Source organism: Kitasatospora sp. NPDC008050, assembly GCF_042957465.1.
GTDB lineage: Bacteria > Actinomycetota > Actinomycetes > Streptomycetales > Streptomycetaceae > Kitasatospora.
The window spans coordinates 209,491-232,775 of sequence record NZ_JBIBIJ010000012.1; the positions used below are offsets into that span (position 1 = coordinate 209,491).

Genomic DNA, 23,285 nt, shown 5'->3' on the forward strand with positions numbered 1-23,285 from the left:
GGGTGACGGGTGACGGGTGACCGCCACACCGGATCACCGCCCTTGCGGGTAGCCGCGGTGTTGCTCCCACTCGGGAGCCAGGATCGCCATCACCAGATCGTCCGCCCACTCGTCCCCGAACCGGTGCGCCTGTCGGCGCACGCCCTCCAGGACGAAGCCGGCCTTCTCGTAGCAGCGTCGCGCACGCGGGTTGAAGGAGAAGACCCCGAGCGAGATCCGGTGCAGCCCCAGGCGCTCGAAGCCATGGCCGACGATCAGGCGCAGCGCCTCGGTGCCGAAGCCCCGATCGCGACCGGCCTCGACCAGGATGATCCGGAAGTTGCAGCTGCGGTTGGCGGGTTCCCACTCGTTGAGCACCACCTCGCCGACGCAGCGGCCGGTCGCGCGGTCGACGACCGCGAGGTCGAGCCGATCGGGCTGGTCGGCCCGGCTGCCGTACCACGCCCGCATCCGGCGCTCGGCGTCCTCGTCCCAGGGCGGTGGCGGGGTGGTGCCGGGGTCGCCGTTGGCGAAGCGGTCGACCTGGGGATCGGCGAGCATCCCGCGCAGGACGTCGAGGTCCTCCGCCAGGTGGAAAGGGCGCAGCAGCACCCGTTCGCCGAGCAGGGTGGGCTTCTCGCTGAAGTCGCTTCTCGCCTCGGCCTGTTGATCGCTCATGCCCGGATTGTCGGCGCCGTCGTGCGGGGCGGCAAACGAATTACGCCGGTGACGGCCGGTGGCGGCCGGTGACGGCTGGTGGCTGGTTGCACTGGTAGCGGCCGGTGTTCAGGCGACGCCGCGGATGCGGTGGACCAGCGGGGCGGCGAGCAGGGTGACCACGGCGGTGAGGGCGTAGAGACCGCCGTAGCCGCCCAGGTGGGCCACCACGGGAGCGGCCAGGGCCGGAGCAAGCACCTGGGGGCCGGAGTTGGCGATGTTGATGATGCCGAGATCCTTGGCGTGGTCGGCCGCCACCGGCAGCACCTGGGTGACCAGGGCCTGGTCGACGGCCAGGTAGATGCCGTACCCCGCGCCGAGCACGAACGCCGCCGCGATGGTCACCGGCCAGGTGTGGAACAGCGCCAGGAGCAGCGCGGCGGCGGCCATCACCACGCAGGAGACGACGACCAGGGCGCGGCGGCGGCCGGTGCGGTCCGAGATCGCGCCGGCGGGGATCGCGGTGAGCAGCGCGGCCAGGGTGTAGACGGCGGTGAGGACGAGGACGCCGCTGTCGGGCGACGGGTAGTGCACGGCGTCGGTCAGGTAGTAGAGCAGGTAGAGGGTCCCGATGGCGTTGCCCAGATTGATCAGCAGACGGGTGAGGAAGGCCCAGCCGAAGTCGGGGTACCGGCTGGGGCTGACCCAGTAGCCGGCGGCCAGCCTCCGGAGGCTGAAGGGAGCACGCGCGGCGGGCGGGAGCACCGGATCGGAGCAGAGGAGGACGAAGGGCAGCCCGAGTGCGAGGACCGCGGCCGCGGTCCCGGCGTAGCCGGCGAGGATGCCGCCGCCGAGCACCGTCACCAGCCCCGCGCCCACCACCAGCCCCAGCGACTGGCTGATCCCGGTCCAGCCGGAGACCACCGCCCGCTGCCCGACCGGGACCTGGTCGACGACCGGCGTGGTGACCCCCGCCAGCATGATGTTCAGCCCTGCCTGGGCGAGGGCCCAGCCGACGATGATGCCGAGCAGGGAGTGCCGGCCCGCCGTGAACAGCAGCCCGCCCGCGCCGAGCAGGGCGCCCAGCAGCATCCACGGTCGGCGACGCCCGAAGCGCGAGGTGGTGCGGTCCGAGACCGCGCCGGCCAGCGGGTTGACCAGCATCGCGACGAATGCGCCGACCCCGGTCACCCAGGACAGCAGGTCGGCCTTGTGCGCGGCGTCGAGCCGTTCGAGCTGCAACGGCAGCAGGATCTGGATCGGGGTGAAGAACCCCAGGAAGACGGCCAGGTTGGCCAGGCTGAGCGCACCGGTCCAGCCGGCGCCGACCCGGGCCAGGGGCTCGGCCGTCGCCGACGGCGCTGCTGCTGTTCTCGGCCCGGCGGGACCCTCACCGATCATGAGCAGTACTCACTTCCGGCAGCATCGGTGGTCGATCACGGCCTCCGTGGACCTGCCGCCCACCCCCGCTGCCGCGCCCGGTGGGTGGCGATCAGGTCGCGGTACCAGGCGTACGACGCCTTCGGGGTGCGCCGCTGCGTGTCGAAGTCGACGTGGACGAGGCCGAAGCGCTGACTCGTGCCTTCTGCCCACTCGACGTTGTCGATCAAGGACCAGGTGTAGTAGCCGCGCACATCGATGCCCTGGGCGTGGGCCTGGGCGAGGGCGTCCAGGTGGGTGGCGAGGTAGTCGATCCGGAAGCCGTCGTCGAGGGTGGCGTCGGTGGAGCAGCCGTTCTCGGTGATGGTGATCGGGGGCAGGGCGTTGCCGTAGCGGGTACGGAGACCGAGGAGCAGTTCGCGCAGGCCGTCGGGGACGACGGGCCAGCCGAAGGCCGTGCGGGGGACGCCGTCGATCTCGGCCTCGGCGAAGGGGAGGCCGCCGGGCTCGGTCGGGGCCGCGATCCGGGTCGGGTTGTAGTAGTTGACGCCGAGCCCGTCCAAGCCCGCGGCGGCGATCAGTTCCAGGTCGCCGGGCCGGACGCTGCCGCCGAGGTCCGGGGTAACGCCGTACGCGCTCAGGTCCGGGTAGCGCCCGCGCAGCAGCGGGTCGGTGAACAGCCGGTTGTGCAGGGCGTCGTAGGCCTCGGCAGCCGCCACGTCCGCCGGCGCCTCGCTCGCGGGCCGCACCGGGGTGAAGTTGTTGGCGATCAGCACCTGATGGCCGCGCTCACGCAGCAGGCCGGCCGCCAACCCGTGCCCGAGCAGCTGGTGGTGTGCCGCCGGCAGCGCATCCAGCATCAGGGCCCGCCCCGGGGCGTGGATGCCGAGTGCATAGCCGAACACCATGTGCACGAAAGGCTCGTTGAGCGTGATCCAGGCCGGCACCCGGTCCCCCAGCCGGTCCAGCGCCAGCTCCGCGTACTCGGCGAACCGGTACGCCGTGTCCCGGGCCAGCCAGCCACCACCGTCCTCCAGGGCCTGCGGCAGGTCCCAGTGGAAGAGCGTCGGCAGCGGGGTGATCCCGGCGGCGAGCAGCGCGTCCACCAGCCGGTCGTAGAACGCCAGCCCGGCCGGGTTCGCCGGTCCGCTGCCGGTGGGCTGGATGCGCGGCCAGGCGATCGAGAACCGGTATCCGTCCACCCCCAGCCCGCGCATCAACTCCACGTCCTCGCCGTACCGGTGGTAGTGGTCGCAGGCAATCCGGCCGCTCTCCCCGCCCTTCACCGCCCCCGGCCGCTCGCAGAACACGTCCCACACCGACGGCCCGCGCCCGTCCTCCGCCACCGCCCCCTCGATCTGGTACGCGGCCGTGGAAACGCCCCACCGGAACCCCGCCGGAAGATCGCCTCGGTTCGGCACAGTCAAGCCCCTCTCCACTAACATGACATTCACTCATGTTAGAGATCCTGCCTCCGAACTACCAGAGCAGAACGGCGATTTCGGCTCATGGTCATGGGACTGGCGCGTCTTCACCAGGGTCCGCAGGAGCGCACGGCCTCCCTCCTCGAAGCTCTCCTCCATGCATGCTCGGTTCACCGACCGGGGCCCCTGGAGCCCGTACGCCGCAGTTCACCACCTACGGTCACCAGCCGGCTGGACACCACGGTGAACGGACGACGGTCGAAGAGGCGAGTTCACCAGTAGTTCGTCGCTACGGGACGGTGATGACGACCTTGCCCCGGATGTGCTTGCTTGCGAAGTCGGACACCGCCTGCGGAGCGTCGGCGAACGGGTAGGTGGCGCCGATCTCCACCCGCAGCCGCCCGTCGGCCGCGCGGGCGGCCAGGCCCTCCAGGTCGCCGGGCTCGGCGGTGAAGCTGCCGATGTAGACGCCGGTGACTCCCCGGGCCAGGTCCTGCGGCCCGAAGAGGGGGGAGACCAGCCGGCCCCCGTCGCGGACCGCACCGGCCGTGCCGGAGAGCGCGTCACCGCGATTGACCAGGTCGACCACCACGTCCACCCCGCCCGGGACCTGGCGCAGCGTCTGCTCCGCAACGTCGCCCGCCTTGTAGTCGACGGTGCCCTGCGCGCCGAGCCCGCGCACGTAGTCCGCGTCCTCGGAGGTCGCGGTGGCGATCACCTTGGCGCCGAGCGAGGCGGCGAGCTGTACCGCGTACAGGCCGACACCTCCCGTCGCACCGACCACCAGCACGCTCTCCCCCGCTGCGAGGCCGACCGCGCGCAGCAGGCACGTGGCCGTCATCCCGGACTCGGGGACAGCCGCGGCATGCGGTGCGGCGAGGCCGGCGGGCCGCTTGGCGAGGTGCGGGCCCACCGCGACCACGGTGTACTCCGCGACGGCTCCGGCTGGACCGGCGAAGGCGAGCACCGGGTCACCCGGTGCGTAGGCGGTCACCCCCTGACCGACTTCGACGACGGTGCCCGCGGCGTCCATCCCCACGACGAGGGGGTGCTCGACGGGGAAGAGGTCCTTCGCCGCACCCGTGATCAGCGCGAGGTCCAGCGGGTTGAGGGCTGCGGCTTCCACCTTGAGCAGCACCTCACCGGGACCTGCGACGGGCTTCGGGAGGTCGGTGACGATGACCCCGTCGAGCGTCGTGTACTCGCGGGCTACGAGAGCCTTCATCCGGGAACTCCAGTCGGGGTGTCGGGGTGTCGAGGCGTCGGGGCGCCAGCGCGGAACAGGCCGTGTTCACTTCTACACCCTGGCACCCTGAACCCAGGTGAACGGCGGCGGCGACGCGGCGCATCCCAGCCCCAGGCCCCGCGCGCCCCGGCGGAAGTCCGCCGGCAGGTCACGTCGGTCCGGCGCCGGACCGGACCGTGGTGGTGCGCGGCGCCGGACACCGCACGCGCACCACCACGGGCATCACCGCTGGAGGACGACGACCTCGTACGCCAGCGCGTCCGACTCGGCCGCCCGGAACTCGACCGCGAGCACCCGCCCGGCCGCCTGGACGTCGGGCAGCGCCTCGCGCAGCGCCTCCCACAGTGCGGGCGGCCCGCTCACGATCAGGCTCGTGACCTCCGCGCGCATGGACAGCTGGGCGGTGCTCTTGGCCTTGCGGATCGCGGCCATGGCCTCCGCCGCGAGGGTCAGCAGCCGAGCGTCGCCTTGCGGTGCCAGCCGTTGGAGCTCCTGCGCGGCGGGCCAGGCCGCGCGGTGGATCGAACCGGTCTGCCACCAGCTCCAGGCCTCCTCCGTGGTGAACGGCAGGAACGGCGCCAGAGCGCGCAGCAGGACCGACAGCGCCGTGGTCAGCGTCGCGCGGGCCGACTCGGCATCGGCCTCGGTCATCGTGCCGTAGGCGCGATCCTTCACCAGCTCCACGTAGTGGTCGCAGAAGGTCCAGAAGCAGCGCTCGATCGTCTCCAGCGCCCGCGCGTAGTCGTAGCCCTCCAGGTGCTCCGTGGCCTGCGCGACGACCTCGGCGATCCGGGCCAGCATGGCCCGGTCGAGCGGTCGGGCGACCTCGGCATCCGCCCGGCCCGTTCCGAACCCGAGGACGAACTTCGACGCGTTGAGGATCTTGACGGCCAGGCGGCGTCCGATCTTCATCTGGCCGACCTCGAACGCCGTGTCGGTGCCGGGGCGCGCGGAGACCGCCCAGTACCGGACCGCGTCCGAGCCGTGCTGGTCCAACAGGTCGACCGGGGTGACCACGTTCCCCTTGGACTTCGACATCTTCTTGCGGTCCGGGTCGAGGATCCAGCCGCTGATCGCGGCATGGCGCCAGGGCAGCACGCCGTGCTCCAACTCGGCGCGGACCACGGTGGAGAACAGCCAGGTACGGATGATCTCGTGGGCCTGGGGGCGCAGGTCCATGGGGAAGACCCGGGCGAACAGGTCCTCGTCGTGCCCCCAGCCGCCCGCGATCTGGGGAGTGAGCGAGGAGGTCGCCCAGGTGTCCATCACGTCGGGATCACCGGTGAACCCGCCTGGGACATCGCGCTGTTCGGCGGTGAATCCGGGCGGGGCCTGGCTGCTCGGGTCGATCGGAAGGGAGTCCTCGGCCGGCAGGATCATCTCGTCGGTCGGGTTGCCCGAGGCATCGAGGCGGTACCAGACCGGGATCGGCACCCCGAAGAACCGCTGACGGCTGATCAGCCAGTCGCCGTTGAGGCCCTCGACCCACGACCGGTACCGGTGGCGCATCGACTCCGGATGCCAGGTCAGTTCCTGCCCGCGGCGGATCATCCGGTCGCGCAGGGCGGCATCACGGCCCCCGTTGCCCAGATACCACTGCCGGCTGGTGACGATCTCAAGAGGCTTGTCGCCCTTCTCGTAGAACTTCACCAGGTGGCTGAAGTGCCGCGGCTCACCCACCAACGCCCCTGCGGAGCCGAGCAGTTCGAGGACCCGCTCGCGCGCGGTGTGCGGGGTCGCACCGGCCAGCCGCGCGTAGGCCTCCCGGGCCCGGGGCGAGTCGAGGCCGGCGGGGGCCTGCGCGCCGAACCTGCCGTCCCGCCCGATCACGGCCCTGGTGGGCAGGTCGAGCTCGCGCCACCACACCACGTCGGTGGTGTCACCGAACGTGCAGACCATCACCAGCCCGGTGCCCTTCTCGGGGTCGGCCAGGCGGTGCGGCAGAACCGGCACCTCGACCTCGAAGACCGGGGTGCGCACGGTGGTGCCGAAGAGCTCCTGGAACCGCTCGTCGTCCGGGTGCGCGACCAGAGCCACACATGCGGGCAGCAGCTCGGGCCGGGTCGTCGCGACCTCCAGAGCCCGGCCCCCGGCCCCCTGGAACACGAGGTGGTGGTAGGCGCTCGGCCGCTCGCGGTCCTCCAACTCGGCCTGGGCCACGGCCGTCTGGAACGTGACGTCCCACAGCGTCGGCGCCTCGGCCCGGTACGCCTGCGCCCGGGCGAGGTTCCTCAGGAAGGCCCGCTGGGAGACCGCGCGCGCCCGGCTGTCGATCGTCTGGTACGTCTGCCGCCAGTCCACCGACAGCCCCAGGCGTCGCCAGAGGCTCTCGAAGACCTTCTCGTCCTCCAGCGTCAGCCGCTCGCACAGTTCGATGAAATTGCGCCGTGAGACCGGGATCTGCTGCTTACCGGGAGCAGCCGGCGGGGTGAAGTCCGGATCGTGGGGCAGAGACGGGTCGCATCGAACGCCGAAGTAGTTCTGGACGCGACGCTCGGTGGGCAGTCCGTTGTCGTCCCAACCCATCGGGTAGAAGATCTGCTTGCCGCGCATCCGCTGAAAGCGGGCGATCGTGTCGGTCTGGGTGTAGGAGAAGACGTGACCGACATGCAGGCTGCCGCTCACCGTGGGCGGCGGCGTATCGATCGAGTACACCTGGTCCCGCGTCGCACGGCGATCGAACGCGTATACCCCCTGCTCGTCCCAGCTCTCGCTCCACTTGGCCTCCAGGCCGTCCAGCGTGGGCTTATCGGGAGTCGTGGGATGAGAGGATGCGGTCGTCATGCCCCGGGATCATACGGACCGTTCCCCCCTGTCGCTGGACAATTTCCGCCCGGGCACCGTGCGCAAGGAGCTGATCATGACTGAAGAAGTGCGATTCAAGAGCATCGTCGGCCCCGAGCTGGCCGGGTCGATCGACCTGCCGGAAGGCGAGATCCGGGGCTGGGGCATTTTCGTCCACGGATTCACACTCGGCAAGAACTCGCCGGCCGCCTCGCGCGTCAGCAAGCAGCTGGCACGCGAGGGGATCGGAATGCTGCGCTACGACAACCTCGGGATCGGAGACTCCGACGGCGACTGGGGGGACGGCTCTTTCACCATCAAGGTCCAGGACACCGTCCGGGCAGCAGCTCTGATGGCGGAGCGAGGGACTCCGGCGGACCTGCTGGTGGGGCACTCGTGGGGAGGTGCCGCCGCCATCGCCGCGGCGACCGAGGCGACCGGCGTCCGCGCCGTCGCCACGATCGGGGCACCTGCCGACCCCAGCCACGTCGAGCGACAGTACGACGCGGTCATGGATCGCGTCCTCAGTGAAGGGTCGCACGAGTGGTTCGTCGGCGGGAGGACCCTGGTCCTCAAGCGTGCCTTCGTCGACGACGTCCGCCAGGCCCTCCTGCGGGATCGGATACGCGAGTTGCACCTGCCGCTGCTCGTCATGCATTCGCCCACCGACACCACCGTCGACATCGACAACGCCGGGGAGATCTTCCGCGAAGCCCGACACCCGCGAAGCTTCATCTCGCTCGAAGGAGCGGACCACTTCCTGACCGCACGAGGGCAAGCGCAGCGAGCCGCCCACATCATCAGCGCCTGGGCCGACCAGTACATCACCCCGAGGACCTGACCACTCTCGGAGGTGAGCGGCGCGGGCGGTGGTCCGGCGACCGGTTCGGCAGCGGCCCGACCGCCGGACGGCGGCGGACGCATCGCGGATGCATCGCGAACGCATCGCGAACGCATCGCGGATGCGTCGGGATGCGTCGACGCACGGACGACCGGCCCGCTGGTGCGGGCCGCACCAGGCGGCTGCCCGCTTCATCCGCTGTTCTGCGAGGTCAGGCGACGGATGCGAGGACGTCCGCCTTGGCGTAGAGGACGCGGCGTCCGTTCGTCCGGCGGCGCCAGCTCTTCTCCGATGCGAGACGGTAGACGTTGCTCATCGACGTCTGGCAGAGCTCGGCGACCTCTCGCGGCGTGAGCCAGGGGGCTCCGATCTCGTGCCGCTGGCTCACCCGACGGTCCAGTTCCCGCCACTGGTACGCCGACCAGACGTGCTCGGGGGTGGCGTCGCAGCGGACCTCGCCGGGCAGGAGGTCCGCGCCGGCCCGGACCGCGGCGACGAGCTCACCCTCGCAGTCGCCCATGACGCAAGGGCCCACACGGAATTTCCGCACCCGGCTCGGATTGATGACCCGTCGCGCGGCGGCTGCCGTCTCCGCCATCTCGGCGACCGCGTCGACGGCCGCGTCATGGCTGCACAGCCAGTCCGCATGCCGCCGGAGGAAGGACGCCATCGCCGAGACGGACGGACTCGACGGCGCACATCCGTGCTCCGTCTTCACGAACTCGCTCCACGAGCGCAGACGGGCCCGGACCAGGTCCCGGGCATCGACGGCCGCCGTGTTGAGTTTGATTCCGAAGGAGCGTGTACCCGAGACCCGTTCGGCCTCCGGAGCCGCGGCGGCCAGTACGGCCTCGCACCTCTGGTAGAGCTCGGGGATGCACCGCAGGTCACTTCGGAAGTCCTCGAAGCAACTCGCGCAGACAGCCAGACCGTTGGCCGCCTGACGCGCTTCGGAGTGACACCGCGGACACGCTTCGCCGTGACAGTCGTCCATGAAAGTACCCCCGTTATGATTTGGGCATGACAAGCCCGCCCATGGCCTTCCGGGCACACACCCGTACCGCGCCGGGCCGAAACTCGCTGCGGCGCGCAGCCACGGCCCGCGCCACGAACGCACTCTCCTCTGCTGAGAACGAATCCTCGGGGTGACGCTTCCCATCGATCCGCAGACGTACACAAGGTGTCGACAACGGGGCTCCCCCGCGGAGATTCAGCGGATCACCCGGCCTGGTCCACAGCCCGACGAGACAGCAACGTAATCACCTAGGACCCTTGCAGCCGCCTTCCCGTTCGTCAACTGACTGGACTCAATTGGCACGAGTTTTCCCGGATTTCCGATTTGGGTGATCCCGGTGTTGTCGCCACACAACAGATGCACCCTGCGGCGAACCTTCCCGAAGGGACGACCGGACTGCGATGGCCGGGCTCACCCGCACCGATGCTGCTCGCGAGGCGGCCATTGACAAGGCCCCGGTGCGCTAAGAACATGGGTTCCACGTTGGCGCATTGCGACTTCACGCCATATGGCCCCCTTCGGCCGTATGGCATTTTCTTACGCACGGCGCATGGAGTGCGCAGCCAAATCACTCGCCGGCGCCCCTCGATCCCATGCAAGGACGGCCGAGATGTTCCACGGACCAGACCTGCCCGAAGGCACGCGCCGGGTCCCTTACGAGTCCCCGGGCCTGCCGGATCATCGGAGCCCGCTGCGGTTCCTGTGGTGGCTGACGACCAGTCAGTACAGGCGGGTACTGTTCGGCACCCTGTGGGGCAGTACGTGGATGTGTGCGCTTATGCTTCCGCCGTACCTGCTGTCGAAGACGATCGACGAGGGGCTCAAGGGGCGGGACACCGGGAAGCTGCTCCTCTGGATCGGGGCCGTGGTCGTCACCGGCACCGTGATCGCGATCCTGGGCATCCTGCGGCACCGCACCATGACGCGCATCCGGGTGGACGCGGCCTACCGCACGGTCCAGGTCGTCACGCGCCACGTCACGCAGCTGGGGTCGACGCTGCCCCGGCAGGTGTCCGCGGGTGAGCTCACGCACCTGCAAGCCGGTGACATCGGCAGGATCGCCCAGACACTGACCATCACCGGACCCGGCGTGGGTGCGGTCATCGCGTATGCCGCGACCGCCGTCCTGCTGATCCAGATCTCGGCCGTCATCGCCGTGGTGGTCCTGCTCGGCATCCCGGCCCTGGCCCTGACCGTCGGCCCGCTGCTGGGAAAGCTGCACGGCGCCGAGAGCCACTACCGGGAGGACCAGGGTGCGCTGACCGCTCTCGCCGGTGACATGGCGGCCGGCCTGAGCGTCCTCAACGGAATCGGCGGCAAGCCCCTGTTCGCCGGGCGGTACCGGGAACGCTCGCAGGCTCTGGTGCCCCTCGGATACCGCGTCGCCGCCTTCACCAGCTGGGTCCAGGCGCTCACCACCTGCCTGCCCATGATCTTCCTTGCCGCGGTGACCTGGATCAGCGCACGGATGGCGGCCAGTGGTGCCATCACCGTGGGTCAGCTGGTGGCGGTCTACGGATACGTCGCCGCTCTGCTGGTACCCGTCTCGTCCTTCATCGAAGGGGCGGATGATCTGCCGCGCGGGCTGGTCTCCGCACGGAGGGTGATCGACATCCTGGCGCTCGCCCCGGCTCCCGAGGAGCACCGGACCCGGCTCGATCCCCCCGCTGCCCCCGCTCCGCTGCACGACCCCGTCTCGGGCCTGGTGGTGGCCCCGGGGAAGGTGACGGCCCTGGTCGGTGCCCGTCCCGATGAGCCACGCGCCGTGGTGGACCGGTTGGCCGGCTACACGGACTCCGAGGCCTCCTGGGGTGACCTCAAGCTGTCCGACTGGGACCGCACGGCCCTGCGGCACCACATCCTGGTCGCCGACAACGATGCCTACATGTTCGCGGGCCCGCTGGGTTCCGTCGTCTCCGGCAGTACCCCTCGCTCCGACGAGGAGATCCGGCGGGCCCTGCACGCCGCCGCCGCGGAGGACATCGTCGACGCGCTCCCCGACGGGCTCGACACCCGCCTGGAGAACCAGGCCCGCAACGTCTCGGGGGGCCAGCGCCAGCGGCTGCAGCTGTCCCGGGCGCTGCTCGCGGATCCGGCGGTGCTCCTGCTCGTGGAGCCGACCTCCGCACTGGACGCGCACACGGAGGCGACCGTTGCCGCCCGGGTGGCAGCCCACCGGCACGGGCGGACCACCCTCGTCGTCAGCACGTCGCCGCTGGTGCTCGGCCAGGCCGACGAAGTCGCCTACCTCGTGAACGGGAAGGTGCAGGCCACCGGCACGCACGGCGAGCTCCTCGCCGACCAGCCGGGATACGCGGCCCTGGTGTTCCGCGGCAGCACCGAGAACCCTGACGAAGCCGCCGTGGCGCAGCCCGTGGAAGGACAGTCCCGATGAGCCGGTCCGACGAGACGCCCCGCCTGCCGATCGCCGATGCCAGGACGGTTCGCCGGGCCGGCCGGCAGCTGTTGCAGGACGACCCGGTCGCCATCTGCTGGATCATGCTGCTGACGTGCCTCGCCGCGCTTGCCGGCGCGGCCGGCCCCTGGCTGCTCGGCCGCATCGTGACCAGGGTCGAGAACCATGACCTGTCCGTCTCCGGAGTCGACCAGCTGGCCGCGGCGGTGCTGGGCTTCGCGGCGGCCCAGCTGGTCCTGACGCGCTTCGCGCGAGGTCTCTCGCACCGCTTCGGCGAGCGCGCGCTCGCCCGGCTCCGCGAGGAGGTCGTCGACCGCACCCTCGCACTGCCGGGGCGCATCGCGGACGAGGTGAGCACCGGTGACCTGGTCACCCGCGCCACCCTGGACGTCGCGAACGTGGCGGCCACGCTGCGCAACGCGGCTCCGGACCTGTTCATCGCCGGCGTCCAGGTCGTGTTCATCTTCGGCGCGATCTTCCTCCTCGACCCTCTGCTCGGGCTCTGCTCGGTGGTGGGACTGCCGCTCGTCTGGGGCGTGAGCCGCTGGTACCTCGCGCGCTCCCGCGACGCCTACCTCGCCGAGGGAGCGGCCGCCGGAGAGGTCTCCGAGATCCTCAACTCCACCGCGCACGGCGCCCGTACCATCGAGGCCTACGGGCTGCGCGCACGGCAGAACAGCGCCCTCGACGAGGCCATCGACACCACCTACCGCGCCGGCATGCGCACCCTCTCCCTGCGGACGGTGCTGTACCCGCTCACCGAGTTCGCGCACACCCTGCCCCTGGGGCTCATCCTGCTCGTGGGCGGGCTCGGCTACCTCGACGGGTCGATCCCCCTGGGCGCCGTGGTGGCGGGCGGCCTGTACATGTGGCAGCTGGTCGACCCGCTCAACCAGATGCTCATCTGGGTCGAACAACTGCAGCGCAGCGGCGCCTCGTTCGCCCGCATCAAGGGCATCGAGCTGGTGTCTCACGCGGCCGGCGCCCCGGTGCCGGTCCCGGTGGACGACCTCATCGAGGTCAAGGGCGTGGGGTATTCCTACGTCCCCGGGCACGAGGTCCTCAAGGATGTGGAGCTGCAGGTCCGGCCCGGTGAACGACTGGCGGTGGTCGGCCGGTCAGGGGCGGGCAAGTCCACCCTCGGCAAGTTGTTGTCCGGCGTGGACGCCCCGGACACCGGCCGCATCCTGGTCGGCGGCGTTCCCGTCGCCGACCTGGCCGCGGCGGGCGAACTGGGCAACCGCATCGTCCTCATCACGCAGCAGCACCACGTGTTCGTGGGCACCCTGCGCGACAACATGACCATGGCCGCGCCCGAAGCCGACGACGAGGCCGTCCTCGCGGCCCTGAGGGCGGTGGAAGCGGACTGGGTGGCCGAACTGCCACAGGGCCTGGACACCCCGCTGGGCTCGGGCGGGGTCGAACTGGAGGCCGCCCAGGCGCAGCAGCTCACCCTGGCCAGGGTGCATCTGGCGGCCCCGCACACCCTGATCCTGGACGAGGCCACGTCCCTGCTCGACCCGACGACGGCCCGGCAGGCGGAGCGGGCGGTGGCCGCCGTCCGGTCGGACCGCACGGTCATCGCCATCGCCCACCGGCTGCAGACCGCACACGACGCCGACCGGGTCGCCGTCATGGAGTCCGGCCGCATCGTCGAGCTGGGCACCCACGACGAGCTGGTCGGCGCGGGCGGACCGTACGCGGACCTGTGGCGGTCGTGGAACGGCGAAAGCTGAGTCTTCGGCACGTCGTACGCCCCCGGGGAGTCCGCTCCCCGGGGGCGTACTCGTTCACTCTCGGCCTCGTCGGTGCCTGTCCCGGTCCGACGGCCGGTCCGATGGCCGGTCCGACAACGATGGGAAGTGACGTCATGAGCGACACGTCGGCTCACGACATGGCGGCAGAGACCCTGCCCGATCTGTTCGCGGCCCAGGTGGCCCGCACCCCCGACGCCATCGCGCTGGTCTGCGCCGGCGTATCTCTGACCTACGCCGAACTGGACGCCGGGGCGGACCGGATGGCACGGTCGCTCGCGGCCAAGGGGGTGGGACCCGAGACCATCGTGGCGGTCTCGGTGCCGCGATCCGTGGAACTGGTGGTCGCCCTCCACGCCGTGCACAGGGCCGGAGCCGCGTATCTGCCCCTCGACCCGCTGCTGCCGGCGGAGCGGGTACGGACGATGGCCGAGGACGCACGGCCGTTGCTGACGCTCGACATCGAGGACGTCCGGCGGATGTCGGGACAGGGCAGACCCGCGGCCGAGAGGTACGAGCGGCCCCCGCTCCACCCGTCCAACACCGCCTACGTCATCTACACCTCGGGATCCACCGGCCGGCCCAAGGGAGTGGCCGTCTCCCACGCGGCCATCGTCAACCGCCTGCGCTGGATGCAGGCGGAGTATCCGCTGGGCCATGACGACCGCGTCCTGCAGAAGACGCCCGCCGGATTCGACGTATCCGTGTGGGAGTTCTTCTGGCCGCTGTGCGTCGGCGCGCGCCTCGTCCTGGCCGGGCCGGACGAGCACCGTGACCCCACCCGGATCGCCGAGCTGATCCACTCGCAGCGGATCACCACCGTGCACTTCGTCCCGTCCATGCTGCGGCTCTTCCTCGAAGAGCCGGCCGCGGCCCGGTGCGATTCGCTGCGCCGGGTGTTCGCGAGCGGCGAGGCGCTCTCGGGCGAGCTGCGGTCACGGTTCTTCGGCGTCCTGGACGCCGAACTGCACAATCTCTACGGGCCCACCGAGGCCGCGGTGGACGTGTCCTACCGGCGCTGCGGCCCCGGCGACCCGCCAGGGCCGGTACCGATCGGCGCGCCGGTGTGGAACACCCGACTGCACGTCCTGGACCCGCGGTTGCGCAAGGTCGCGCCCGGAGTCACCGGTGAGCTCTACATCTCGGGTGTCCAGTTGGCCCGGGGCTATCTCGACCGGCCGGGACTGACGGCGGAGCGCTTCGTCCCCGATCCGTACGGCCCTGGCGGCAGCCGGATGTACCGCACCGGGGATCTCGCCCGGTGGGACACGGACGGGGTCCTGCACTACGCGGGCCGCAACGACCACCAGGTCAAGGTGGGCGGCGTACGCGTCGAACTCGGCGAGACAGAGGCGACGTTGGCCCGGCACGCCGCGGTCGCCGACGCGGTGGTGACCGCGGTGCCCGACGAGGCCGGCCAGACGCGTCTGACCGCCTTCCTCGTACCGGATCCCATCCGGGCCAGCGCGCTGCGGAACCTGTGCCGTCTCGAAGAGGCCGGGCTCCTCGACCGGGAGGACCTGCACACGCTGCCCAACCAGATGGCCGTCCTCGCACCCAACCGGGCGGAGGCGGACTTCCTGTACCGCGAGATCTTCGAGGAGGACGAGTATCTGCGGCACGGGGTCGTGCTGCCCGAGAGCGGGGCCCGCGTGTTCGATGTGGGTGCCCACGTCGGGTTCTTCTCCCTGTCGGTGGCCCGCTCCTGTCCCGACAGCGTGGTCTATTCGTTCGAGCCGATACCGCAGCTGTTCCGCATGCTCGAACTCAACACCCGGCTGCACGGAGCCGACGTCAGACTGTTCCCGTGCGGGCTCGCCGAGGCAGCGGGTACGGCCTCGTTCACGTACTACCCACAACTCTCGATCATGTCGGGGCGGTTCGGTGACACCGGCGAGGAGCGGGAGGTCCTGGAGGCCTTCGTCCGCCACGAGCAGCCGATGCGGGAATCCCTCCCGGAGGACGGTGCGGCGGATCTCGACCATCTGCTCACCGAGCGGCTGCGGCACATCGAGGTGACCTGCGAGCTGCGCACGCTGTCGGACGTCATCGACGAGACCGGCGTGGAACGCATCGACCTGCTCAAGATCGACGCGGAGAAGAGCGAACGTGAGGTGCTGCTGGGGCTCCGCGACGAGCACTGGGGCCTGGTCCGCCAGCTGGTGATCGAGGCGCACAGCGCGCCGGGCCGGCTCGACTGGATCCGGGGCCATCTGGAGGAGCGGGGGTACCGGGTCACCGTCGACGGGCCGGCGATGCTCTCGGAGACCGGTCTGGTCACCGTCTACGCCGTCCGCGACGGGCTGCCGGCGTCCGGCCACCGGGAGACCGTCGCACCGGTGTACCGCGGGGCGGGCTGGTCGGCCCCGGACCTGTACATCGAGGACGTGCGGCGGGAGGCGGAACTCCACCTCCCGCCCCAGATGGTGCCGGACCACTTCGTGATCGTCGACGCGCTCCCTCTGACGGCCAACGGCAAGCTCGACCGGAGAGCTCTGCCGGCGCCCCGGCGCCGGCCTGCCGGGGTGCCGGTCGCTCCGCGCGACGCGACCGAGGAACTGCTCTGCTCGTTCTTTGCCGACGTCCTCGGCGTGCCCGGCGTGCCCGGCGGACCCGGCGGACCCGGCGGACCCGGCGGACCCGGCGGACCCGGCATAGGAGTCCACGACGACTTCTTCCGGCTGGGCGGCAACTCGTTCGACGCGATCCGCCTGGTGGCCCGGATCCGTGAGGCGCTGGGGACCGGCCTGACCGTGCGGAGCCTGTTCGAGGCCCCGACCGTCGCCGCCTTCGCGGAACTGCTGGCCCGCGGCACCGACGGAGACCCGCTCTCGGGCATCCTGCCGCTGCGCTCCGGGGGCCGGCTGCCTCCGTTGTTCTGTCTCTATCCGGCGGCCGGGGTCGGCTGGGTCTACTCGGGACTGCTGCGGTTCACCGAGGACGACCGCCCGGTGTACGCCCTCCAGGACAGCGGGCTGACCGGAGCCGATCCCGCGGCGGATGTCGAGGAGTTGGCCGGAAACTGTGTCCGCCGGATCCGGGCCGTCCAGCCCACCGGTCCCTACCACCTGCTCGGCTGGTCGTTCGGCGGTCTCCTGGCGCAGGCGATCGCGACCCGCCTCCAGGCGGCCGGTGAGACGGTGGCCCTGCTGGCGCTGCTCGACGCGTACCCCCTGCACCAGGTCGACGCACCCGTCCTGGGCCCGGCCTCCGGTCTGCGTGAGCTGCTCGATTCGCTGGGCGGCTGCTCGGAGCCGGGAGCCGACGACAGCGTGCCGGCGGGTCTGGACAAGAAGCAGATCGACGCCATGGCGCGGGTGTTCAGGAGCAACGTGGGTCTGGCACACGCCTTCCGCCCGACGGTCTTCGACGGCGATGTCCTCCTGTGGACCGCCGCGAAGAGCGGCCACGGCAGGGCACTGGGGTCGGACGGCTGGGCTCCGTACGTCACGGGACGGATCCGGAGCGTTCCGGTGGACTGCACACACGGGGAGATGATGTCGCAGCGGGCACTGGAGCACATCGGACCGCGGATCACCGCGCTGCTCGCCACCGGCACCTGACGGAGCGAACACGAGCGAGAGCCGAAAAGGGAGGGGGGAGGCCCCAGGGGCCTCCCCCCTCCCTTTTCGACCGGGGGCGGGCGGTTGCGGACGGATTGCTCACGGCCGGGCGGCAACCGCCGCGGCAACGGTCGCCGCGGCCGCCGCGCCGGAGGAACCGGGGGTCATGTCATCCGGCGCAGCGCCTCGATCCGCGCGGCCAGCGTCGCGACGGTCGGCGTGTCGACCAGGGCACGCACCGGAATGTCCAGCTCGAATTCGGTCCGCAGTCGGCTGACGACCGCCAGCAGGGAGAACGAATCCCCGCCGCTCTCGAAGAAGTTGGCCCGCACGTCCACCACGTCCAGCTTGAGCACCTCCGCCCAGGCCGCCGCGACGGTGCGTTCCGTTTCGGTGGTCGGCGGCGCCACGGTCGGCTTGCTGACCGGGGCAGCCTCGGGCCGGGGAAGCCGCTGACGGTCGACCTTTCCGGTCGGCGAGAGCGGGATGGCGTCGAGCCACATGAAGACGGCCGGCTGCATGACGATGGGCAGCTTCGGGGCGAGGTGGGCGCGCAGCGCGGCCTCGTCGAGCTCGCTGCCCGGCGTCCGGACCGCATAGGCGACCAGCCGCTGGTCGGGCTCCAGGACGACCACGGCGTTCGTCACCTCCGGGTGCCCGCGCAGCACCGATTCGATCTCCTCCAGCTCGACCCGCACGCCACGGATCTTGACCTGGCTGTCGACCCGGCCCAGGAACTCCATCTCCCCGTTGGGCAGGCGGCGCACCAGATCACCGGTGCGGTAGAGGCGACGGCCGGGTCGGGCCGGGTCCGGGGCGAAACGGTCGGCGGTCAGGGCGGGCCGGTTGCGGTAGCCGCGGGCGACGCCGTCACCACCGATCCAGAGCTCGCCGGGGACACCGATCGGTTGCAGGTTCCCCCATCGGTCGACCACCGCGCACGAAGCGTTGGCGATCAGCTCTCCCAGGGGCATGGAGCTGCGCTCCACCGGCTCGTCGCCCATGCGGCCGACCAGCGCCGCGCCCGCGGTCTCCGTCGGCCCGTACTCGTTCCAGATCTCGCACTGCGCGGAGACGACCCCGCGGGTCCGCGCGACCAGGTCGGCGTCCAGGTTCTCGCCGCCCATGGACACGTGGCGCAGCGTCGGCATCCCGATGCCGGCGTCCGTGATGCCGCGCATCTGAGTCGGCGTCAGGTACAGCAGGTGGATCGATCGCTCGTTGATGAACCGGGCGGTGGCCCGGCCGTCGGCCCGGACCTCACGGGGCAGCATCACCAGGCAGGCGCCGGCGGTCAGCGCGTGGAACATCTGCTCGACGGACCAGTCGAAGTGGTACGAGAGGTTGTGCACGACCCGGGTGCCCGGCCCGATGGGGCGGGTGTCCTGGGCCCACTGGATCCACGGGGTGATCGCGGTGTGCGGCAGTCCGACGCCCTTGGGGTTGCCGGTGGTCCCGGACGTGTACATCAGGTACACCAGTTGCGACGGGTGCGATGCGGGCTCCCGGGCGCCGCCCTGCGCACCGTCCGGCTCCCGGTCCGGCTCCCGGTCGTCGTCACCGGTGGAGCCGTCCTTCCGGACGGCGCCGGAACCCGCGATGTCGCACGTCACGGCGTCCACGCTCGCAAGGACGGCCGCCGGCAGCTGGTCGCGCAGCTGCGGGGTGGTGACCAGGACCTTCATCGCGCTGTCCGCGACGACGTACGACATCCGGTCGACCGGTGAGAGCGGATCGATCGGCACGTAGGCGGCCCCGGCCTTGAGGATGCCGAGGATCCCGACCATGAGGTCCACCGACGGGTCCGCGCACAGGCCGACCAGATCGTCGGTGCCGATACCGCGCGCCGTCAGTTCCGCGGCCAACCGAGCCGCCCTGCGGTCGAGTTCGCGATAGCTGACCCGATCGTCACCGCTTTCGACCGCGTCCGCCTCCGGGGTCCTGAGCACCTGTTCCTCGAACAAGCGGTGCAGGAAGAGATCGGTGGGGTACGGACCGCAGGCCGCGGTGGACCACTGTTCGAGCTGCCGGCGCTCCCCGTCGGGAAGGATGGTGAGGTCGGAGAGGCGCTTGGCGGGAGCGGCCACCGCATCGGCCGCGAGCACACTCAGATGCTCCAGGATGCGCCACGCCTTCTCCTCGACGAACAGCTCGGTGTTGTAGTCGAGTGCGAGGCGGTAGGTGAACTCGGTCTCGACGACCCGGAACACCAGGTCGAACTTGACCGCCTTCAGGTTCAGGTCCAGATCGACGTCGGTGACGGTGAGCCCGGCCAGCTCCGGCGCCGGCACCTCGTGCTGGAACGCCAGCATGACCCGGAACGGCGCCTGCCGGGAGGAGCGGTCGGTCGAGATCGCGTTGACCACCCGCTCATAAGGAACGTCCTGGCGGACGAAGGCCTCCAGCATCCGGGCCCGTACCCGGCCGAGCAGCTCGGTCAGCGTCGGATCGCCGGACAGATCGCTGCGCAGGGCAAGGGTGTTGAGGAAGCACCCGAGCATGGACTCCAGCTCCGGCAGGTCCCGGTTGGCGCTGGGGATGCCGACCACGATGTCCGTCTGGCCGCTGTACCGGCTGAGCAGCACATTGAGCAGGGTGAACATGGTCATGAACGGAGTGGCGTTGTTCTCCTTGGACAGCTCGCGGATCCGCCGCGACACCGCCCGGGGGAGTTCGATGTCCACCGAGGCCCCACGGCTCGTGGTGCTCTCCCGGGGCGGCAGGTCGGTCGGAAGATCCAGCACGGGCAGCGGACCGCGCAGCTGGGCCTTCCAGTAGTCCAGTTGCCGGTCGAGCGCGGCTCCGCTGACCGTGCGCCGCTGCCAGGCGGCGTAGTCGGCGTACTGCACCGCGGGCTTCTCGATCACGGGGGGCGTGCCGCCGGCGGCTGCCGCGTACAGCTCCAGCAGCTCGGACATGGCGATCCCGAAGGAGTGCACATCGGTGATGATGTGGTGCAGGTTGATGAGCAGGACGTGCCACTGCTCGTCCAGTCGGTACAGCTCCACCCGGAGCAGTGGCCCCTGCTCCACGTCGAACGGCCGCTGGGCGGAGTCGAGGAGCAGGTCGGCCAGGACCTGCTCCTGCTGCTCCGGCGGCTCCTCGCGGAGGTCGACCACGGTCAGCGGCAGATCGAGGTGGGCCCGGATCACCTGCTCGGGGACTCCGTCGACGGCCTTGATGGTGGTACGGAAGACCTCGTGGCGGTCGGCCAGCGCCTGGACGGCCTGCCCCAGCGCCGTGACGTCGAGCGGTCCCACGAGCTCGCTCGCCACCGGGATGTTGTAGCGGGAGCTCGGCCCCTGAATGTGCTCGTCGACCCACAGGCGCTGCTGGGTGAACGACGTGGGGGCGTGGAAGACGTCGTCCGAACGCTCCCCGAGCGGCTCGATGGTCATGGCCGCCCCGGGCGCCGTCTCCCGCATCCCCTCGATGGCCGTGGCCAGCCGGGCGAGGGTCTGGGCCTCGAAGAGCACGCTGAGCGGGATCCGCAGGCCCAGCTCCTCGCGCAGCCGGCTGATCACCCTGGCGCCCTGCAGTGAATTGCCGCCCAGTGCGAAGAAGTTGGCATCCGGTCCCGGTATCCCGGTCCGAAGGACGGCCGTCCACACATCCGAGACAACGTCGACCACGGACCGCTGCGACATGTCGTTCCACCTGTTCCATCGATCGAGGGCACGGATTTCTCAAAGAGTTCGGGTCAGTGACTGTTCTGCCGGGACGTGGCACCGAGCCGGCCGGAGATTTCCGCGAGCACGGCCGGACCGGCGGAGTGCAGGAAGAAGTGGCCGCCGGGGAACATGCGCAGATCGAAGCCACCGGCCGTCAGCTCACCCCAACGCGGCAGCATCGCATGGCCCGCGGAGTCGTCCTCGGTCCCGCCGAATGCGGTGACCGGGCAGTTCAGGAGTGGCGCGCCGTTGAACCGGTAGGTCTCGACCACCGCGAGATCGGCGCGGATCGCCGGGAGCAGCAGGGTCATCAGTTCCGGATCCGCCAGCACCGCTTCCGGAGTGGCATTCCACGAACGCAGCTTCTCGATGAGCTCCTCGTCCGGATCTGCGTGGTGCTGCCGCGCGGCCGGGTCCCGGACCTGTGGCGGTGCGCATGCCGAGACGAACAGCCGGGTGGGTGAACCGGCCTCCATCCGCTGCAGGGAACAGGTGAGGTGCCAAGCCACCAGGCCGCCCATGCTGTGCCCGAAGAAGGCGAACGGACGGTCCAGGTGCGGGATGATCGCGGGCACCAACGCGTTGAGCACATCGCCCATCCGGTCGAGCGGTGGCGTACCCAACTGCTCCTCACGGCCAGGTAGTTGTATCGCCCACGGCTCGATGTCGCCGGGCAGGGCGGCGGCCCAGTCTCGGAACGTCGACACGCCGCCCCCGGCGTACGGGAAGCAGAACAGTCGCGTGCCCGCCTGCGGCCGGTCGGCGAGTTGCCTGACGAACGCCTTCATCTGGACTACTGCTCCTCGGAGTTGATCTTCGGTGACCTGACCGGGTACCGGCTCAGGCGTTCGGCGCCGTGGGCCGGGAGGCTCGCAGCGTCCCCAGCCGACGGCGGCTGCCGGGCGTGGTCCGGGTCGCCCGCCGTGCCTGCCGCAGGGGTTCCGACAGGGCTTCCAGCGAGATCGCCGCGTCGTCGGTGACCTGCCGCAGTACGGCCAGGAAGGCCGACTGGACCTCCTTGGCCTCGGACTCCGCGAGCCGCCGGGAGTTGTAGTTGAGCCGCAGGCTGAGCCGGTCCCCGGCCGGCTTGCCGAACAGGCAGAGGTCGAGCTGCGAGGTCTGCCTGGCGGGCGGCAGGAAGTCCGCGAACTGGAAGGAGGTCGAGAAGACCGGGTTCCGACCGGGCCTGGCCTCGACGTCGAGCTTCTCCAACAGCCGGGTGAACGGATAGCGGCTGTTCGCGTACGCGCCGATGCTCGCGGTCCGGGCCCGGCGCACGACCTCGTCGAAGGCATCGGAGTCCGACATCGTCATCCGGATGGAGAGCGGGTTGACGAAGCCGCCGACCATTCCGTCCAGTTCCTTGGTGTCGCGACCGGAGAACGGGACGCACACGATGATGTCGTCGTCGCAACTGATGTCCCGCAGTGCGACCGCGAACGCGCTGAGCAGCAGGATGTGCGGCGTGACGTGCAACTCCTTGGTCAGCGCTGCCAGCCCCTTGGCGAGGTCGGCCTCGACGCCGAACTCCAGCGTCTCGTTCACCACGTCCTCGGCGGGTGCGTCGTAGTCCCCGATCCGGAGCCTCGGCAGCGGGGCGGCCAGCTGGTCGAGCCAGTACGTCTCCATGGACTTGCTCTGCGCGGTCGACAGCCACTGCCGCCGGCCCTGGAGGAACGCTTGGAACGTCGTCGGGAGCGGGGCCAGCGCCGGTTGTTCGCCGGCCGCGAAGGCCCGGTAGCAGAGCAGCAGCTCGCGCATGAGGATGCCCATGCTGGTGCCGTCCGAGACGATGTGGTGCAGGTTCGCGTAGACGCAGTGGTGGTCGGACGCCAGTCGGTAGATCCTCACCCGCACCGGCGGTGTGCCGAGATCGTCGAAGGCGGTCGCGTTCTCGGCCCGGACGAGCCGGTCCAGTTCGGCCTCGGGGTCGGCCGCGCCGGCCAGGTCGACGAACGGCACTTCGAGGTCGTGCACGGGCAGCACGCGCTGGCGCGGGCCGCCCGGGGTGTCCCGGAAGCACAGCCGCAAGGCCTGGTGCCGGTCCACCAGGAGAGCCACCGCACGGCGCATGGCGGCGATGTCCACCGCCTCGTGCAGGTGCTCCCACACCGGCAGGTTGGCTTCCGCCCGGCCCTCGTCCAACTCGTGCTGGAGCCACAACCCCTGCTGGACGTTCCACAGTTCGAACCAGGCCTGGCCGTCCTGGGCGTCCTGGACTTCCGGGTCGTCCTGGACTTCCGGGTCGCCGGAGTGGATGCATTCCTGAAGATCTTCGGTGGCAGCACCGGGGTTTTCCACTTGGCCAACCAATCTTTGGATCGATGGTTCACGAAAGGCGCACCGAAACCACGAGTTCGGCAAGGGGAAATGGCGGGCCGTCGGGCCTCGGAAATGTGCGGGCGTTCAATGGGCCAGGGCCTGTTTTCAATGGGCCAGGGGGGCTGTGTTCAACGGGCCAGGGCCTGTGTTCAATGGGCCAGGGCCTGCGAGGAGTTGCCGACGCGGATACCACTCGATGAGCGAACGGTACAACTCATGCAGTGTGGGCTACA

General features: G+C 70.7%; 12 protein-coding genes and 1 pseudogene. 4 read left to right on the forward strand and 9 right to left on the reverse strand.

Going from position 1 to position 23,285, the window contains the following annotated elements:
- Positions 1-33: 33 nt before the first annotated feature.
- The 5 genes from ACFZB9_RS24155 to valS form a co-directional block, all read right to left on the reverse strand.
- On the reverse strand, positions 34-657 hold the full coding sequence (locus ACFZB9_RS24155) for a GNAT family N-acetyltransferase (RefSeq protein ID WP_391450322.1): 624 nt from the start codon (positions 655-657) through the stop codon (positions 34-36).
- A gap of 108 nt (positions 658-765) precedes the next feature.
- Entirely contained in the window at positions 766-2,037 is a 1,272-nt protein-coding gene (locus ACFZB9_RS24160; RefSeq protein WP_391450324.1) for an MFS transporter, read from the reverse strand.
- A gap of 35 nt (positions 2,038-2,072) precedes the next feature.
- Complete coding sequence (locus ACFZB9_RS24165) at positions 2,073-3,437, reverse strand: GH1 family beta-glucosidase (protein ID WP_391450375.1); 1,365 nt, start codon at positions 3,435-3,437, stop codon at positions 2,073-2,075.
- A gap of 292 nt (positions 3,438-3,729) precedes the next feature.
- Positions 3,730-4,665: an NADP-dependent oxidoreductase gene (locus tag ACFZB9_RS24170; RefSeq protein WP_391450326.1), complete on the reverse strand. Its 936-nt coding sequence runs from the start codon at positions 4,663-4,665 to the stop codon at positions 3,730-3,732.
- A gap of 243 nt (positions 4,666-4,908) precedes the next feature.
- Positions 4,909-7,470 (reverse strand): valine--tRNA ligase, encoded by a 2,562-nt coding sequence (gene valS, locus ACFZB9_RS24175; RefSeq protein ID WP_391450327.1) that lies wholly within the window; start codon positions 7,468-7,470, stop codon positions 4,909-4,911.
- Here valS and ACFZB9_RS24180 point away from each other — a divergent pair.
- Positions 7,469-8,311 (forward strand): alpha/beta hydrolase family protein, encoded by an 843-nt coding sequence (locus ACFZB9_RS24180; RefSeq protein WP_391450329.1) that lies wholly within the window; start codon positions 7,469-7,471, stop codon positions 8,309-8,311. The two genes, valS and ACFZB9_RS24180, sit on opposite strands and share 2 nt — an antisense overlap.
- 211 nt (positions 8,312-8,522) lie before the next feature.
- On the opposite strand, the gene ACFZB9_RS24185 is transcribed toward ACFZB9_RS24180, so the two are convergent.
- On the reverse strand, positions 8,523-8,981 hold the full coding sequence (locus tag ACFZB9_RS24185; protein WP_391450330.1) for a helix-turn-helix domain-containing protein: 459 nt from the start codon (positions 8,979-8,981) through the stop codon (positions 8,523-8,525).
- A 1,123-nt stretch (positions 8,982-10,104) separates the two neighbouring features.
- Between ACFZB9_RS24185 and ACFZB9_RS24190 the strand changes: the two genes are divergently transcribed.
- The 3 genes and pseudogenes from ACFZB9_RS24190 to ACFZB9_RS24200 all read left to right on the forward strand — a co-directional run.
- Positions 10,105-11,721, forward strand: coding sequence for an ABC transporter ATP-binding protein (locus ACFZB9_RS24190; RefSeq protein ID WP_391450332.1), 1,617 nt, complete (start codon positions 10,105-10,107; stop codon positions 11,719-11,721).
- A complete protein-coding gene (locus ACFZB9_RS24195) occupies positions 11,718-13,478 on the forward strand; it encodes an ABC transporter ATP-binding protein (protein ID WP_391450334.1) in 1,761 nt (586 codons plus the stop codon). The genes ACFZB9_RS24190 and ACFZB9_RS24195 overlap by 4 nt, the downstream gene beginning before the upstream one ends.
- 152 nt (positions 13,479-13,630) lie before the next feature.
- Positions 13,631-17,059: pseudogene (locus ACFZB9_RS24200) on the forward strand (amino acid adenylation domain-containing protein); the annotation flags it as partial.
- Between the two features lie 164 nt (positions 17,060-17,223).
- Here the strand turns inward: ACFZB9_RS24200 and ACFZB9_RS24205 are convergent.
- From ACFZB9_RS24205 to ACFZB9_RS24215, 3 genes are read right to left on the reverse strand one after another with little or no spacing between them, the layout of a single operon-like run.
- The gene (locus ACFZB9_RS24205) at positions 17,224-20,706 is read right to left on the reverse strand and encodes an amino acid adenylation domain-containing protein (protein ID WP_391450336.1); all 3,483 of its coding nucleotides are present in this window, start codon (positions 20,704-20,706) and stop codon (positions 17,224-17,226) included.
- 53 nt (positions 20,707-20,759) lie between these two features.
- On the reverse strand, positions 20,760-21,518 hold the full coding sequence (locus ACFZB9_RS24210; RefSeq protein ID WP_391450337.1) for a thioesterase II family protein: 759 nt from the start codon (positions 21,516-21,518) through the stop codon (positions 20,760-20,762).
- Between the two features lie 52 nt (positions 21,519-21,570).
- Complete coding sequence (locus ACFZB9_RS24215; RefSeq protein ID WP_391450338.1) at positions 21,571-23,031, reverse strand: condensation domain-containing protein; 1,461 nt, start codon at positions 23,029-23,031, stop codon at positions 21,571-21,573.
- Positions 23,032-23,285: the final 254 nt, after the last annotated feature.